The sequence below is a fragment of the Nocardia sp. genome (assembly GCF_025465275.1).
Lineage (GTDB): Bacteria > Actinomycetota > Actinomycetes > Mycobacteriales > Mycobacteriaceae > Nocardia.
Genome location: NZ_JAODNK010000188.1, coordinates 1 through 15,593, shown reverse-complemented (window position 1 = coordinate 15,593; position 15,593 = coordinate 1). Strand labels below are relative to the sequence as shown.

17 protein-coding genes and 2 pseudogenes are annotated in these 15,593 nt (G+C 65.3%); 12 read left to right on the top strand and 7 right to left on the bottom strand.

Annotation, left to right across the window (positions count from 1 at the left end):
* The 3 genes and pseudogenes from JWN03_RS38740 to JWN03_RS38730 all read right to left on the bottom strand — a co-directional run.
* Nucleotides 1-107, bottom strand: a pseudogene (locus JWN03_RS38740) (50S ribosomal protein L7/L12); the annotation flags it as partial.
* 79 nt (nucleotides 108-186) lie between these two features.
* Nucleotides 187-576 carry an acyl-CoA thioesterase gene (locus JWN03_RS38735; protein ID WP_297626224.1) on the bottom strand — a complete coding sequence of 130 codons (390 nt, stop codon included), beginning with the start codon at nucleotides 574-576 and terminating at the stop codon, nucleotides 187-189.
* On the bottom strand, nucleotides 576-959 hold the full coding sequence (locus tag JWN03_RS38730; RefSeq protein WP_297626221.1) for an acyl-CoA thioesterase: 384 nt from the start codon (nucleotides 957-959) through the stop codon (nucleotides 576-578). Before JWN03_RS38730 ends, JWN03_RS38735 begins: the two co-directional genes overlap by 1 nt.
* 114 nt (nucleotides 960-1,073) lie before the next feature.
* Here JWN03_RS38730 and JWN03_RS38725 point away from each other — a divergent pair, with 114 nt between their 5' ends.
* The 6 genes from JWN03_RS38725 (at nucleotide 1,074) to JWN03_RS38700 (ending at nucleotide 6,697) form a co-directional block, all read left to right on the top strand.
* A complete protein-coding gene (locus tag JWN03_RS38725; RefSeq protein WP_297626219.1) occupies nucleotides 1,074-2,030 on the top strand; it encodes a GlxA family transcriptional regulator in 957 nt (318 codons plus the stop codon).
* Between the two features lie 15 nt (nucleotides 2,031-2,045).
* On the top strand, nucleotides 2,046-2,777 hold the full coding sequence (locus JWN03_RS38720; protein WP_297626216.1) for a DJ-1/PfpI family protein: 732 nt from the start codon (nucleotides 2,046-2,048) through the stop codon (nucleotides 2,775-2,777).
* A 19-nt stretch (nucleotides 2,778-2,796) separates the two neighbouring features.
* Entirely contained in the window at nucleotides 2,797-3,990 is a 1,194-nt protein-coding gene (locus JWN03_RS38715) for a cytochrome P450 family protein (protein WP_297626213.1), read from the top strand.
* A gap of 147 nt (nucleotides 3,991-4,137) precedes the next feature.
* Nucleotides 4,138-5,142 (top strand): saccharopine dehydrogenase NADP-binding domain-containing protein, encoded by a 1,005-nt coding sequence (locus tag JWN03_RS38710; RefSeq protein WP_297626210.1) that lies wholly within the window; start codon nucleotides 4,138-4,140, stop codon nucleotides 5,140-5,142.
* 5 nt (nucleotides 5,143-5,147) lie between these two features.
* Nucleotides 5,148-5,999: an NAD(P)H-binding protein gene (locus JWN03_RS38705; RefSeq protein WP_297626207.1), complete on the top strand. Its 852-nt coding sequence runs from the start codon at nucleotides 5,148-5,150 to the stop codon at nucleotides 5,997-5,999.
* Nucleotides 6,000-6,280: 281 nt separating this feature from the next.
* Nucleotides 6,281-6,697 carry a helix-turn-helix domain-containing protein gene (locus JWN03_RS38700; protein WP_297626204.1) on the top strand — a complete coding sequence of 139 codons (417 nt, stop codon included), beginning with the start codon at nucleotides 6,281-6,283 and terminating at the stop codon, nucleotides 6,695-6,697.
* A 22-nt stretch (nucleotides 6,698-6,719) separates the two neighbouring features.
* Here JWN03_RS38700 and JWN03_RS38695 read toward each other — a convergent pair whose 3' ends face one another.
* Nucleotides 6,720-7,676, bottom strand: a complete 957-nt coding sequence (locus JWN03_RS38695) for a TauD/TfdA dioxygenase family protein (RefSeq protein WP_297626201.1) — start codon at nucleotides 7,674-7,676, stop codon at nucleotides 6,720-6,722.
* 62 nt (nucleotides 7,677-7,738) lie between these two features.
* Between JWN03_RS38695 and JWN03_RS38690 the strand changes: the two genes are divergently transcribed.
* Nucleotides 7,739-8,323 carry a TetR/AcrR family transcriptional regulator gene (locus JWN03_RS38690; protein ID WP_297626198.1) on the top strand — a complete coding sequence of 195 codons (585 nt, stop codon included), beginning with the start codon at nucleotides 7,739-7,741 and terminating at the stop codon, nucleotides 8,321-8,323.
* 23 nt (nucleotides 8,324-8,346) lie between these two features.
* Here JWN03_RS38690 and JWN03_RS38685 read toward each other — a convergent pair whose 3' ends face one another.
* A complete protein-coding gene (locus JWN03_RS38685) occupies nucleotides 8,347-9,231 on the bottom strand; it encodes an LLM class flavin-dependent oxidoreductase (protein WP_297626196.1) in 885 nt (294 codons plus the stop codon).
* 225 nt (nucleotides 9,232-9,456) lie between these two features.
* Between JWN03_RS38685 and JWN03_RS38680 the strand changes: the two genes are divergently transcribed.
* Together JWN03_RS38680 and JWN03_RS38675 are read left to right on the top strand one after the other, a co-directional pair.
* A complete protein-coding gene (locus JWN03_RS38680) occupies nucleotides 9,457-11,088 on the top strand; it encodes an alkaline phosphatase family protein (protein ID WP_297626193.1) in 1,632 nt (543 codons plus the stop codon).
* 166 nt (nucleotides 11,089-11,254) lie between these two features.
* Nucleotides 11,255-11,716 (top strand): hypothetical protein, encoded by a 462-nt coding sequence (locus JWN03_RS38675; RefSeq protein WP_297626190.1) that lies wholly within the window; start codon nucleotides 11,255-11,257, stop codon nucleotides 11,714-11,716.
* Between the two features lie 43 nt (nucleotides 11,717-11,759).
* Here the strand turns inward: JWN03_RS38675 and JWN03_RS38670 are convergent, their stop codons facing one another.
* Entirely contained in the window at nucleotides 11,760-12,386 is a 627-nt protein-coding gene (locus tag JWN03_RS38670; protein WP_297626187.1) for a TetR/AcrR family transcriptional regulator, read from the bottom strand.
* A 60-nt stretch (nucleotides 12,387-12,446) separates the two neighbouring features.
* On the opposite strand from JWN03_RS38670, the gene JWN03_RS38665 reads away from it, so the two are divergent.
* The gene (locus JWN03_RS38665; RefSeq protein ID WP_297626184.1) at nucleotides 12,447-13,184 is read left to right on the top strand and encodes a nuclear transport factor 2 family protein; all 738 of its coding nucleotides are present in this window, start codon (nucleotides 12,447-12,449) and stop codon (nucleotides 13,182-13,184) included.
* Between the two features lie 676 nt (nucleotides 13,185-13,860).
* On the opposite strand, the gene JWN03_RS38660 is transcribed toward JWN03_RS38665, so the two are convergent.
* Nucleotides 13,861-14,211 (bottom strand): hypothetical protein, encoded by a 351-nt coding sequence (locus JWN03_RS38660; protein ID WP_297626181.1) that lies wholly within the window; start codon nucleotides 14,209-14,211, stop codon nucleotides 13,861-13,863.
* A 353-nt stretch (nucleotides 14,212-14,564) separates the two neighbouring features.
* On the opposite strand from JWN03_RS38660, the gene JWN03_RS38655 reads away from it, so the two are divergent.
* On the top strand, nucleotides 14,565-15,212 hold the full coding sequence (locus JWN03_RS38655) for a hypothetical protein (RefSeq protein ID WP_297626179.1): 648 nt from the start codon (nucleotides 14,565-14,567) through the stop codon (nucleotides 15,210-15,212).
* Nucleotides 15,125-15,593: pseudogene (locus JWN03_RS45650) on the top strand (hypothetical protein); the annotation flags it as partial. The gene JWN03_RS38655 and the pseudogene JWN03_RS45650, both read left to right, overlap by 88 nt.

Here is a 15,593-nt window from a genome sequence, read left to right as displayed (position 1 = left end):
GCGGTGACGCCGAACTGTTCTTCGAATGCCTTGACGAACCCCGAAAGCTCCAGCAGCGTCATGCCTTTGAAGACGTCCAGCAACTCGTCGACGGTCATCTTGGCCATGATGTACCCCTTATAACGCTGACCAGGCGGTACATCCATCATATGCGTGTTCGGCCTGCGGCGGCCGCGCGTCGAGGCCTCAGTTCTGCGGCGAAATCAAGGTCGTCAGATAGTCGCGCTCGGCCGCGTCCAGTGGGCGAGGAGCACTGTCGGACACTGCCACCAGCGTGGAAGTCGCTGTGAGATACAGGGATTCGGCGTCACGAATCTCGTGCACCAGGGTGAAGGAACTGTTCCCGATGCGCTCCACCGCCGTGGTCACGGTGACCGGGTCGGTGCGAAAGGTCAGCGGAGTGCGGTAGCTGAGCCGCTGTCCCGCGACCACCACACGCCAGGACCCCGCCGCCGATTCGTGCCGGGCGAGCAGATCGGACCGCGCCTCGTCCAGGTACTGCGCGAACACCACATTGTTGAGGTGCTGAAAGGCATCCATATCGGTACGGCGCAGTTGGATGGCATAGGTGTGCATCAGGCACTCAACTCCTCGAGCATGTGGCGTTCGCTGTCCTGCAGCGGGCGCGAGCGCTGCGCTTCACGATCGAAGGCGACCATGGTGCAGGTGGCGGTCGAATAGAGCGCATCCTCGTCCCGGATCTCCTGCACCAGCGTGAAGGAAGACTTACCCACCTTGCTCACCCAGGTCTCCACCCGCACCGGCTGGGCCCGATACCGCAGCGGCGTCAGATAGTCGATATCCATCTGCGCGACCACACTCGCCCCGCGGAACCCCCGCGAGCGGAACAGATCGATACGGGTTTCCTCCAGGTAGCGGAGGTGGACGGCATTGTGCACATGGCCGTCCGCGTCCATATCGGACCAGCGCAGCGGGCAGAGGAAGAGGTGTCGGGCCACCCGGCATTTCTATCAAGCCGCATGACGGCGACGCGGACCGGCCGGTATCCGAATGGCTCGAATTGCAAGGGTTGTGTCATTGACGCCATCGGGCAGGGGTCTCAGGCTGTAGGCATGCGGGTGGTGCTGATGGTCGTCTACGACGGGTTCCAGTTGCTGGATCTCGCCGGGCCCGCCGATGTGTTCAGTACGGCCGCGGCCCTGGGGGCGACGCCGGGGTATCAGGTGGAGGTCGCGGCGACGCGGGCCGGGCCGGTGCGAACCTCGAGTGGGGTGGCGGTCACGGCCGAGCACGCGGTCGGTGAGTGGACGCAGCCGGTGGACACTCTGCTCGTGGCGGGAGGGTTGACCTTCTGGTCCGCGAGCGCCGACCTCGAGCTGGTGGCGGGCATTCGGCAGGCGGCAACCTGCGCCGAGCGTGTCGGGTCGGTGTGTACCGGCACCTTTCTGCTGGCGCACGCGGGACTGCTCGATGGTCGCCGGGCGACGACGCACTGGGCCGGCGGGGAACGACTGGCCGAGCAGTTTCCGGCGGTGACGACGGAGCCGGATCGGATCTATGTGCGCGACGGGCCTATCTGGACGTCGGCGGGCGTGACCGCCGGAATCGATCTCGCCCTCGCCATCGTGGCCGCCGATCACGGGCCGGATCTGGCCCGGGAGGTGGCGCGGTGGCTGGTCGTGTATCTGCACCGGCCCGGTGGGCAGAGTCAGTTCAGCGCGCCGCTCGCCTCGAATCCGCCGAAGCGGAATTCGCTTCGCACGCTGCAGGTCTGGATGGAGGACCATCTCAGCGCCGATCTGTCCCTCGCGGGACTGGCGGCGCACGTCGGGATGAGCACCCGGCATTTCTCCCGGGTATTCGTGAGCGAGACCGGAACCACCCCGGCCCGCTACGTCGAACAGGTACGGATCGGCGCGGCCCGGCGACTGCTGGAAACCACCGATCAACCCATGGATCGGGTGGCCACCGCCGTCGGGCTGGGCAGCCCGGAGACCCTCTATCGAATCTTCCACCGCCACTTGGGCATACCGCCCGGTGAGTATCGCGCACGCTTCACCCGTTTTTGAAAGAGAGAGTGCACCATGACCTTCCAGATCGCCATTGTGCTGTACCCGGGAATGACCGTCCTGGATGCGATCGGTCCCTACGAGGTGCTGCGCTCGCTGCCCGACAGCGAATTGCGGTTCGTATCCAATGAAGTCGGGCCGATCGTGTCCGACAGCGGTGTCCTGGTCCTGGGCGCGACGCACACTTTCACGGAGACACCCGCACCCGATCTGGTGCTGGTGGGCGGCTCGGGTACGGCGACCACCGAGGCCATGGCCAATCGGGAGCTCATCGATTGGCTGCGCAGCGTGCATCCGAAGACGCAGTGGACCACCTCGGTGTGCACCGGCTCCCTGATCTTGGCGGCGGCCGACATCCTGCGCGGCCACCCAGCGACCTCGCACTGGTCGGCCCAGCCGATGCTGGCCGCCTTCGGCGCGGAATCGCGGCCGCACGAGCGGATCGTGCGCAGTGGCAAGATCGTCACCGCCGCAGGGGTTTCCGCCGGAATCGATCTGGGGTTGTGGCTGGTCGGCGAAATCGCCGGTACGGAAGCCGCGCAGATGGTGCAACTGGGCATCGAATACGATCCGCAGCCACCGTTCGATACCGGGCATCCGGACAAGGCACCTGCCGAACTGCTCCGCAAGACGCGCCTGGAGATGACGAAACTGGTTGCCAAGCCGCGAATTCCGATTGATGTCGCCACCGTTTTCTGGCATCTCACGCTCAATCGCATCCGCGAACGCGGGTTCGCGCGGCGCTGAATTGCCGTAGCGTCGAAGTGTGAGCGAGCTGCTCGATGCCTGGTTCTTCGCCGATCCGCACCGGTTCTACCGCCGCTGGCGGGAGCAGGGGCCGGTGCACCGCGTGGATTTCGGTGACGGCCTCGACCGCTGGCTGATCCTCGGGTACGACGAGGGCCGCGCGGCACTGGCCGATCCACGACTGTGCAAGGACATCAGCCGGTTCGATACCGTGCTGGCACGCAAACGCCCTGGGGCACGGCGCAATCCACGGCCGGATACGGTGCTGCGGCATATGCTCAATGCCGATCCGCCCGACCACACGCGGCTCCGCAAGGCGGTCGGTAAGGCGTTCACGCCGCGGCGGGTGGCGCAGTTGCGGCCGATCATCGAGCAGACCGCGAACGAACTGCTGGGCGCCGTGGCCGGACGCGATCAGGTCGATCTGCTGGAGGCCTTCGCGGTCCCGCTACCGGTGACGGTGATCAGCCATCTGCTGGACGTATCCATCCAGGACCGCGACACCCTCCGCGCCTGGAGCCGGACGCTTGTCGGGACCCCGGATCGCGGCAGCGATCCGGCCCGGGCCTACGCCGAGATATCGCAATTCCTGCGAAACATGCTGCAGGACAAACGCGCACATCCCGGCGACGACCTGCTGTCCACGCTCCTCACCGATGACGATGCGCAGCTGAGCGAGCAGGAGACCGTGGGAATGGCCCTGCTGCTCTTGGTCGCCGGCCACGAAACCACGGTCAACCTGATCGGCAACGGCACACTCGCCCTGCTCCACAACCGCGACTGGCTGGATCGACTCCGCGCCGATCCCGATCTGATCCCCGGAGCAATCGAAGAATTCCTGCGCTTCAACGGCCCCGTCGATATGGCGACGCCCCGCTTCACCGCCGAGCCGATCACGGTGGGCGACACCATCATTCCGGCCGGAGAGGTCGTCTACATCAGTCTGGCCGCCGGCAATCGCGACCCCCGCCACTACCCCGACCCGGATGATCTGGACCCCGCCGCCGACCGCGCCGGCCATCTTGCCTTCGGCCACGGCATCCACTTCTGCGTAGGCGCTCCCCTGGCCCGCTTGGAAGGCAGAATCGCCTTCACCACTCTGCTCCAGCGCTTCCCGCATCTCCAGCTGGCCGTCGACGACTCCCAGCTGCGCTGGTATGCGAATCCCGTAATCCACGGCCTCACCGCACTACCGGTCCGGCTACAGCCTTAGCGCGCTCATTGCCAGCGAGGAGTGGTGCGGCCGAGCGTGATTCGCTGAATAGTTGCGGTCAGCAGGTCATCAAAACCTGTCGGTGGGGAGACTTACGCTGGACCGGCAAGTTTTGCCTTTGCCTATCAACGTAAAGAGTTGATCTTCATGGCTGTTTTTGCGATTTACGGGGCCACCGGCCATACCGGCCGCTTGGTCACCGCCGAACTGCTTGCTCGTGGAAAAGATGTCATCGTGTCCGGGCGGGATCCGATTGCCCTCGCCGAACTGGGTCAGGCCCGCGTTATGGCTGCGCCATTGGATGATCCCGGGGCGCTGCGGGCGCTCGCCGAGGCCGCCGATGTGATCATTCATTGTGCGGGGCCCTTTGGCACCACCGGGTTACCGGTCGCCACCGCCGCGGTCGAAGGGGGTTGTCACTATGTTGATCACTCCGTCGAAGTGCACTTTGTGAAGCAGCTCTTCGATACGTTCCCCGAGCGAGCGCAGCGGGCCGGAATCACCATGCTGCCCAGCGTGAGTTTCTATGGCGGGCTGGGTGATCTGCTGGCGGGCGCGGTCGCACGGGATATCTCCGATATCGACCGCGTCACCGTGGCCTACGCGGTGCACAACTGGAAGATGACGCATGGGGCGGTGGAGACGGCCCGGCTGCTGTTCGCCGATACCGACCGCATCGGATTCGAGGACGGCGCACCGCGGTACGGGTTCGTGGAACCGCGCAATGCGATCTTCGCCTTCCCGCCGCCGGTCGGACCGCGTGCCATGATCGCCCCGGTGCCGTTCCCGGAAACGGTCACCGTGCCCCGGCATGTGCGGACCAAGGCGGTGGAGGCCCAGCTCACCGCCCGCACCTTCGAGGAGGAGCAGGCGTTCAGCAGTGAGAACGTCGCCGCCGACGAGCGGGCCGCCAGTGAATTCACCATTACCGCACAGGTTCTCGGTGCGCACGGAGCGGCCGCCGGGAATCTGCGCGGCCGCGATCTGTGGCTGGCCGCCGCAGCGGCCTCGGTCGAGGCCGCCGTCCGGCTCACCGAGGGCGCGGCCAAGAGCGGAGTGGCAAGTGCCGGCGAGGCTTTCGACTCGACGGAATTCCTGACCACTCTCGCCGACCGCGGCATCTTCACCCTCGAACTGCCGGAGCAAAAGTGAGCAGCATGGGAACGGAACCGATCCTCGTCACCGGCGCGGCCGGTGGCAGTCAGGGCGGCACCGGCCGGACCGTCGCCGAAGCGCTGGTCCGCGCGGGTCTTCCGGTGCGCGCGTTCGTGCACCGCGACGATGCCCGGGTCGCCGAGCTGAAGGACCTCGGGGCGGAGATCGTCGTCGGTGATCTGCGCGAGATCACCTCGGTCCTGCCGGCTCTGGAGGGTGTGCGGCGCGCCTATTTCACCTACCCGGTCACTGCCGGAATGCTCGATGCCACCGCGGTTTTCGCTGCCGCGGCGCGTGCGAACGGCGTGGAGCGGGTGGTCGCGGTCTCCCAGCTCGGTTCGGCACACAATGCGGGCACCCCGCATATGCGCCGGCACTGGGTGGCCGAACAGGTGCTCGATCGTGCGGAAATCGGCGCCGTGCATCTGCGCGCCGCGGTCTTCTTCGAAAACCTGCGCGTGGCCATCGGAGATCGCGGCGAACTCGCCCTGCCACTCGGCTCCCCCGATACCGTGCTGCCGCTGATCGCGGCCGACGATGTCTCCGGCGTGGCCACCGGCGTGCTGCGCACCGAAGACCCGGTCGATCCGGTGCTGTGGCTGGCCGGTCAAATCCTCACCACCGGCGAGGCAGCCGCAGCCTTCGGCGTCCCGTACGTCGATGTCGACCCCGAGCAATGGGCCGAATCCGCCATGTCGATCTATCAGGACGAGGTCGCCGTCGAACACCTCACCCAGCTCTGGACCATGTTCGCCGCCATAGGTTCCGGTCACGAACTGTTCCGGGTCACCGAATCCATCGAGCAGTACACCGGCCGTCCCCCACTCACCCTGCGCGACTACGTCAACCGCTGAGTCGCAGGATCTGCCAGGGCATTAACGACATCCGCCGAATACTGATCGGGGTCTACGTCAATCGCACCTCCGACCGGGGGAACTGAGCGGTAGCTGCCATATCGCCCGCCCGCGCCCGCTCCGGGTTGCTACACGATCGCTCCGCGGCACGCCGAGCTTTCCGCTCCTGCCCGGGGCGGCCGTGCGGGCGTGGCAGTCTTCCCCAAGCTCGCGCTACAGCGGGCAGCGACAGACCTGGGAGGGTTGATATGGCGAAGATGGGTAGGCGGAAGCGGTCACGAATGACCACGCAGGCGTTCCTGTCCGGTGCGGGCACACGACCGGCCGAGGCGCCGGTGAAGAAGAAGTCCGAAGCACGCGCGGCCAAGTCGGCCGAGGTGAGCGCGGCGAAGCCCGCCGAGGCGAGCGCGCCCAAGGCCGCGCCGAAAGCCGCCCCGGTCCAGGCGAGCGCGGCGACTGCGGGTGCGCCGGATATCAAGGCGCTGGCGGACAAGGTGAAGGAGCGCCGTCGCGAAAAGAGCTGGACACAGGGCGATGTCGCCAAGCAGGGCGGACCGGCGGCCGGTACGGTCAGCCAGATCGAGCGCTGCCTGATCGAGGAGCCGACGGCGGAGACGCTGACCAAGCTCGACGCGGGCCTGGAATGGCCTGCGAACACCTCCGAGGGCATTCTGCGCGGGAACCTGGTCGGCGCGTAGGTCCGCTGTGTTCGGCGCGCGCTCAGCGCGCCGGTCGCGGTCCGATAATGGACGCCCGCTCCATAATGCGGATCGCGGGCCAGTAGTCGCTGGCGGCGTAGTGCTGGACCGCCCGGTTGTCCCAGAAGGCAACCGAATCGGGCTCCCACTGGAAGCGGCACTGGTGTTCGGGCGCGTCGGCCTGGCGGCACAGCCGGTCGATCAGCGCGCGGCTCTCGTCCAGATCCATACCGTCGATGTGCGAGACGAAGATCCGATTGACATAGAGGTGCCGGCGGCCGGTGGCGGCATGTGTGCAGACCACCGGATGGTTGACCGCCGGAAAGCGCTCCCGCATCTGCGCGCGCTGCTCCTCGGGCACGAAGCGGCCGAAAGCCTGGGTGTAATCGTGCACCGCGTCGAGATTCTCGATCAGGGCCTTGGTTTCGTCGTCCAGGGATTCGTAGGCGGCGTACATATCCGAGAAGAGGGTGTCGCCACCCAGCGGCGGGATCGAGACGCCGTGCAGCACCGCACCCATGGACGGCTGCGCGCGCCAGGTCACATCGTGATGCCAGGAGTTCTCGAATCCGGCTACCTCAGCGCTCTTTTCGAAGCGGACGAGCTCGGGCTCGGTGGTGCTGGACGGAATGAACGGGTGAATCTCGAGCTCGCCGAACCGCTTTGCGAAGGCGACGTGCTGCGCGGGCGTCATCGGCTGATCGCGGAAGAATATGACCTTGTATTCGTGCAGCGCCTGCCGGATGTCGGCGACCACCTCGTCGGGCAATTCGGCGGTGAGGTCCACACCGCTGATTTCCGCGCCGATGCTCGAACCCAGTTGCTCGGCGTCGAAATGCTGCCAGTGCAGCGCGGAGAGCCGATCGCGTTCGGCGGCCACATGGGTGAACGGGCCCACGATCAGCGGGTAACCGTCCAGGCGCATCGGCTGATTCGCGCCGGTGCGGATATCGGAGTTCTTCGTGGTCGCCTGCGTCATAACCATCTCCTCGTGCAAACCGTAGTCGAATGACTACAACACCCGAGTGTTAACGTAGTCAGATGACTACACGTAGTCAATCGTCTACAGCAGACTCTCAGGATGATGCCGACGTCCCGATGGGCCGCACGGAAGTGGTCGCAGCGGTACTCACCCATGCCGCCGACCTCTTTGCCGAACGCGGCCCGGCGGCCACCTCGATTCGCGATATCGCGACCCGCTCCGGCGTCAATCACGGCCTGATCTTCCGGCACTTCGGAGCCAAGGATCAGCTCGTCGCCGCCGTGCTGGACTATCTCGGCGCACATTCCGCCGAGCTCATCGAGACCAAGGCCGACCGCGAGGTGCTGGAGGCGCAGGTCGAGCGACAGTGGAAGGTGCTCGCCCGCGCCATCCTCGACGGCTACGAGGTCGGTAAGTTGCAGCAGCGCTTCCCGACCATGTCCAGCCTGGTGGACCAGGTCAAGGAGCGCCACGACAACGACCGTGCGGCCCGGTTGGCCGTCGCGAATACCGTTGCGCTGGAAATGGGCTGGCGGCTGTTCGAGCCGTTCCTGCGCTCGGCCACCGGGTTACAGGAGCTCTCCGAATCGGAGCTGCGCGAGGCCATCAACGCCGAGACCAAGCGGATTATCGAACCGCACTGATCATCCAGCGAAATCCTTGTGGTTCAGCGTGATTCGACCAGTTTGATCGTCGCGTCCAGCACTGCCAAGTCGGTGGAGCCGGGGACCAGGATGAATTCGTCGAGACCGGCGGCTTCCGCGCCGTCGAGTGCACCGTGTATTGCGGCGGCATCGAAGGTGGTCATCGCCGCGGCCGTGGCATCGGCGGTATCTGGCCCGAAGAAGCCCAGATAGTCGGCGGTGAACCCGCGCAGCACTGCGGCAGGGTCGGGTACGCCGAGCACGTAGAAGCATCCACTCACCAAGCGGGGCGCGACATCTCGGGCGGCGGTGGCCCACGCCTTCCGGGCTGAATCAGCTGCCCAGGCGATCTCCGCGGGCACGCCGCTGAGACTGAAGGCGACCACACCGTCGGCCCAGCGGGCCGCGCGTGCGAGCGATTTCGGTCCGAGCACGCCGGCCAGCACCGGTGGGCCACCCGCTTGCACACAGGGCGGGCCGATGGGATCGCCGCCCAGGGTGGGCGGGGTACCGGACCAGAGCGCGCGCAGTTCGGCGACACCGCGCTCCAGGCGGTCATGGCGATACCCGAAATCCGCTGCGAGACTGCGGTAGTCATCAGGACGGGCGCCGACACCGACTCCCACCGTCAATCGCCCGTCCGACAGTACGTCGATTGTCGCGGCTTGTTTTGCCACCAGGGCAGGCGGATGCGCGGGCAGCACAGCGACATTGGCAATAATCCGGACTCGCTCGGTGAGCGCAGCGGCCGCCGCCAGCGTCGTCCACATCTCCGGATTGTGGAAGGTCATCCGCTCGCCGCACGAAATACTGGAGAACGGGCCCTGTTCGGCTTGCACGCACCAATCCACGGTCGAGCGCCGATCATAGCCCCGGCACATGGTGGGCAATGCGATACCAATATCCATCCGACCACTGTGCACCGACTGGTCGGTCGATACTGCCGGAATGCAATACCAATTCGTCCGAAGGCTGCCGCAGATCGCCCGCGGACGAAGTCGACCACCCGGCTGCCTGCTCGACCCCAGTGTTCGGGTAACCATCACCGCTGCGCAAGGTTGCGGTCATGATCGGCAGTTAGCTTTCGTCGAATTCGGTCCGGCTGTTGCCGGGCTGTGGCGAATGGAGTTTGGGTGATCAAGGTCAGAGCTGGTGTGGCGGTGTTGAGTGCATGTACCGCGGTGGGGTTGATCGCTGGCGGGTGCTCCAGTAGCAGCGGGGATTCCAGTGGGCATGACGAGCACGTGCTGTTGCTGTCGGTCGATGGGATGCACGAGTCGGATCTGACGAACTACCTGGCGGCGCATCCGGATTCGACGCTGGCGAAAATGGTCGGGCGGGGGGTGCACTACACCGATGCGCAGACCCCGATTCCCTCGGATTCCTTCCCCGGGCTGATGGCAATGCTGACCGGTGGCAACCCGAAGACCACCGGCGTGTACTACGACGACTCGTGGGCACGGGATCTGCTGCCTGCCGGTACCACCGACTGCGCGCACGCCGCCAAGGGTGCGCAGGTCGCGTTGACCGAAGACGCGGACAAGAATTCGCACCGGATCGACGGCGGTCAGGGACTGGCCGGACTGCCCGACGGCATCGGCAAGATGACCGATGACCCGAGCACGGTCCTGGATCCGGCCAAGCTGCCGGTGGACCCGGCGAGCTGCAAGCCGATCTCACCCGCCGAATATCTGAAGGTGAACACGGTCTTCTCGGTGCTGCACGCGGCCGGTGACCGGACGGCGTGGTCGGACAAGCATCCGGCGTACCAGATCGCCAACGGTCGCGGCGGCAAGTCGATCGACGACCTGTTCACTCCCGAGATCGACAGCAGCGCCACCGACAATCCGGACGACAAGACCTGGGCCCAGAAGAACGATCTCACCCGCCGCTACGACACCTACAAGGTGGACAGCGTGGTGAACGAGATTGCGGGCAAGGATCATTCGGGTGCTCACGATGCCGGCGTGCCGGCGCTGTTCGGGATGAACTTCCAGACCGTCTCCACGGCGCAGAAGCTACCCGAGTCGAAGGGCTATCAGGCCGACGGCAAGCCCGGCGAACTCCTCAGCGGCGCACTCGATTTCGTCGACCAGCAGTTGGGCCGCATGGTGACGGCACTGGATCAGGCAGGGTTGCGCGACAAGACCACGATCGTGCTGACCGCAAAGCATGGCCAGGCACCGATCAAGGCGGACAGTCTGACCCGCGTCGACGACGCGAAGATCATCGATTCGATCGATACCGAATGGGCCGCAACCCATCCCGGGACGCCGAAGCTGATCGCGCATTCGGTGAACGACTCCGCCCTGCTCATGTGGATGTCGGACCGCTCGGCCGCCGCGGCCGCGTTCGTGAAGCAGAAGCTGCTCGCCACCAACGGTGTCGGCACCGATATCGCCGGAAACCCCAAGCCGTTCACCGCATCCGGCGTCGACAAGGACAAGTTGTACGTGGGCGCCGACGCGGCGGCCTTCTTCGGCGTGAGCTTCGACGACCCCCGCGTCCCCGACGTGTACGCGGGCGTCGCACCCGGCACGGTCTACACCGGCGGCAAGTCCAAGATCGCCGAGCACGGCGGCATGACCCCGGACGATCGCCACGTCCCACTCGTGGTGGTGGGCAATGGCATCGGCAAGCACGACGAGAAGGGCGAGGTGGCGCTGACCCAAATCGCGCCGACCATCCTGCACCGTCTCGGCCTCGACCCGGCCAAGCTGGACGCAGTCGTTTCCGAGCACACCACGCTGCTGCCGGGGGCGTAGTCCACGAAGCACCCGTCACTCCGGCGCTTTCAGCAGGGATATCCGCTGAATACCGCTGGGGTGACGTCGGTGTGGGATCCCGCGGGTTCAGGCGGAGGATGAGTGTGCTTGTTGGCCACGGCACGCACGTTGTCGGCCGAGTCCTGACGTTTCGTTAGAATCGCTCATGACGCCGAGGGAACTGTTCTTCCAACTGGGAGCTGATCGCCGACGACAGGTTCATCTATCGCTGTGCGAGGATGCCCTGCCGACCTGGATCGGCTATATCCGGGGCGAGCGCGCCCCGCTTCGCTATCGCGACTCGGTTGTCGGGATGCGGCACCACGTGGATGTGGAGCTTCCGGCCGATGCCCTTCGCTCCGCCCGCGCCGGCGTGGATCTCGCGGATATCGGCAGCCGATACCTCGAGCCCATCACCGCGCTGCAAGACGACGATCTCGCCTTGCCAGATCCGGCCGAGTTCGCCTACTACGCGATCTACAACTGTTTTCGGAAGTACGTTCGCGGTGACGACATAGAAGATTGGCTGATCGTCAACCAGGCCCTGTCGGCTCACGACGACAGCGAAGTGGCGTCACGCCTGACGCGCACGATCGACGACATCGGTCCAACCGCGGTCGAGAACTAGGGTGGACTGTCCGCCTTCTGGCACTGCGACCTGCGCGAAAGAATCACCGGCGATGGGCAAGCTGTTGTGGGCGTCCGGTTCCGTCGGAGCTTACTCCGCTCATCAGTTGTGTCACGACTGCTGTCAGGTGGGTGGCGAAGGCGTCGCGGTCGGTGCCGAGGCTCCCTTCCGTCCACTCGACGAACAGTGAAATTATCGCACCGAAGAGTGCCGAAAAGCGCATGCGGACACCAGGATCGTCGGGTGAACCGACGATTCGATCGCCGAGTGCGGCCGTCGCGATAGCCGGAATGGTCTCTCGTACATAGCCCCGTAGGCGCGCGTCCGCTACCGGCTCGACCAACAGGATGCGGCAGATACGCGGATCGGCCTCCATGAGGCGGGCAGCGGCCTCGAACACCGCGTACAGATCACCGGACGCCACCGCGGGCGCGACGGCTTCCTCCAGTCGAGCCAGCGCCGCCCGGTACACCGCGTGCAGCAGCACGTCCGTATCGGCGAAGCTCTCATAGAAGAACTTCTGGCTCAGTCCCGCCGCACGGCAGACCGAGCGCACGCCCAGCGCGGAAACACCCTGCGTGCCAACCACTTCGACACCGAAGTCGATCAGACGCGCCCGCCGGTCGGCAGTGCGATCCTCAGCCGTTTGCCCGCTGTATCTCCTTGACACGGCACTACTTTACAAGAACCATCTCAATTGGGAAGCACCTGCTTCCGGATGGAGAAGGTGATGTTCACCGACGAACAGTTCCGACAGTCACTGCGGCAACCGCGCCTGGCGCAACCGATCCCGACAGTGCTGACCAACCGTGCCGAGCCGGTCGAAGTCCTCGACGAGACCGCACTGACCGCCATGACGCAGACCTGGTTCGACGAATACGAGCAGAAGATCGAGTTCTATGCCGGGCACGGCCTCGATATCGCCTGGACCCTCGACTGGGCGAAAAAGTACTGGTGGAGCTGGCAGACCCGGGATATGAGCCACAACCACGAGCTCTACACCACCGATCTGCGCTACAAGGATGTGACGACACTCGGCGCGACCATGGTCGGGCTCGACGAATTCGTGGCCTACAACTTCGCGTTCTTCGATGCCATCCCCGATTGGCGTTACGACCCGATACCCGGACAGTGCTACATCGACCTGACCCCCACCGGTGAGGTTCGGATGGTCGTGCGCTACTACGGAAGTGGCCATCTTGTCGGGCCGCTGAAGCTGCACCCCTACGGGCCCGGCGCCGCCGCGATCCCGGGCAACGGCGCGTTCATCCAGTGCACCGCCGTGGACCGCTATCACTTCAACGCCGAACACCTGATGTACGAAGGCGAAACGCTCTACGACCTACTCGATGGCGTACAGCTGGCCGGAATCCTCCCGGGCCCCTCGACCACAGCGTTCAAATGGCTGATGCGCGGCGCGAGCCTCGCCACCCGGGCCATCACCCGACTCCACCGCCCCACTACCTAGCCCGCTCGATAACTGTCCGATATTCGGCAGAAGCGTGCGTTCGCCGACGATCGGCGACTGACAACGACAGGTTCGCTCGAAGGTCTCTACCGCTGGTTGCAGGTCGGGGTGGTTTCGCTTGTGTAAGAGATGATTTCGGGTGCTGGTCGGCCTGAGCGGTCAAAAACCTCGCTTCACGGCAGTAAATGCTTCCTACGTAGCAACTTTGACCGCTCAGGCCGACTTCCCCAGGCGATCCCGCGCGCTCGTCGGCAGTAGCATGCGTTCGGCCGGGCGCCAGATAGATGCTGCGGGTTGATCTTCCGCTGCACCGCGCTGGCCGTCCCGAACAGCGCGACATGCGGCATGTCAGTGCGTTCGATGCCGATCGAACTGAGTCAATTCGACTACCGATGTGGCGACCTATCGGGGAGTCCATGCACGATTGTGCGCCAACGCTGATTGATCTCCGCTGCATCGATTCTCGGTCGCATCGCGGGGTCGAAGCAGTCGAGTATCTTCCTCGACACGACAAACGAGATACCCAAATCCGTCTGGAAGATCCACAAGTACCGCATGCCCGGTCAGAGGCATGTCCTCGCGCCTCGACAGGTGGTCCAACATCTCCAGAAGCGAAGCGTCCTGCTCGAAAAGCTCGTGCAGCCGTTGGTCATTCGGTGCGTCCATTGCAGCGGATCTACTCGGCGGTCTCGCGCTCGGCCAGAAACTTGTCGAGCAGGTCGAACAGAACCTCGAGCACACGTGCTTCCTGCTCAGGTGTACGAGCGTCCGCGCGGTCGTGATCCGGTAGAGCGATCAATTCGATCAGCGCCTCCCATACGAGGCTGTTCGGGTGGCCTATGTAGTTGGCGATCAGCCACTCGTGGAAACCGTCCAGCAGCGGTCTGCCGCCGCGGCGGGCGGCCGCGTCGTAGCCGTTCAAGAAACAGGTGACGCCGCGGACGTCGGGGCGGCCGATGTACATGCCGCTGCGCCGGGCGAACAGTGCGATGAACTCGCGCTCGGTGAGATCGTTCGGATCCGTCACCTTCGATGCGTTGACCGTCTGTTGCCCTGCCCCACTGGTGGGGTGAGCGGAACTCTCGCGTACCACAGGCCTACCTCACCACGATGTCGGCCCGTGCGCTACCGACCGCGACCGTGTCGATGCACCCAATCGACAGATCGGGGCCGGGACACTCTCGGCCCGTCGGTCTTCGGCCCCACGCTGGCCGGTTCGATCAGCGCGACATGCGGCAATCCGGGATGTGCCCGCACGATCGCAAAGAAAGCACGTCCCCGGCCGGGCACTGGCAGCGGCCGTCTGGAATGCATCCGGGGAAGAGGAGCGCGTCCCCTCGTCAGGTGTGGAACTATCCGGGGGATCGACAAGCTCGAAACATGGTTAGGCAGAACTGGATGAGGCTGGCGCGAGATGAAGCCTTGGCGCTACTGACAAACTCGCTCTCAGCGCGGCGGCGACGCGGGGCCAAACGGCTACGCGCGCTCGCAGACCCGACGACAGCCGCCCAAGTCCGCACCGCGCTCGAACGTGAAGTGCTGGACGAGCGCACCTGGGAAACGCAATACCAGTTGGTCATGGCGCTGGGGATGACTGGTGGTCGCGGCGACGTCGAACAATTGAAAAGACCGGCGCTGCAGCCTCATTCCGCCGGAGTCTACGTTGCCCTTGGCGACGCCATTGTCCGTCTCGGTCGTGAGTTCGACAATGACCCGGCTCCCGCTCTGTGGTGCCTACAACAACAAGATGTCCGCCTTGCTGACGGCGCGCTGCGCGCGGTCGCGATGCTGCGGCTGAGCCTGCCCGACAGCGCGATCGATGACGTCCTCGACTACGCCGAGGCACACTTCCTCGATCGCAACCACGCCTACTTGCCATACTGGCCAGCGGTCGCAGCGGCCGGTTGGTCAGGGCCCCGTGTACGTGCGTTTCTCGGCCGATGCTCACAAGACAGCCGCCAGATCGTCGCCGACGCTGCAAAGGACGCACTCAACGGTCGTTACGGAAAGTACGTGAGCGTTCTGTAGCCGACGTGGAGCACACAGCACACGGCGACACCCCGCCGCGTTTCGTATGGGTAAGCGATGATCCACCGTGCTTTACGACTTGTGGCGCGTGCGGGCCGCTCGGTGGCGATGCACGACATTCGGCATGTGCGCGCGTTGGGAAGCGCTGTCGGCCAACCAGTGTGGACGGCCGACCAACGCGCGGGTCGCGGCAAAATAGTCCGGCGCTGCTGGCGCGCAACGCTTACATCGGAATGATCGAGACAGCACAGAACGTGGCCGACCGCTACGGGCTGACCCGAGCGGAAATCGACGCGTTCGCGCTCCGGACGCAACGAAATGCCAAGGCGGCCAGGGATTCCGGGCGGCTGGCCAAGGAGATCATGCCGGTGCAGATCGCCG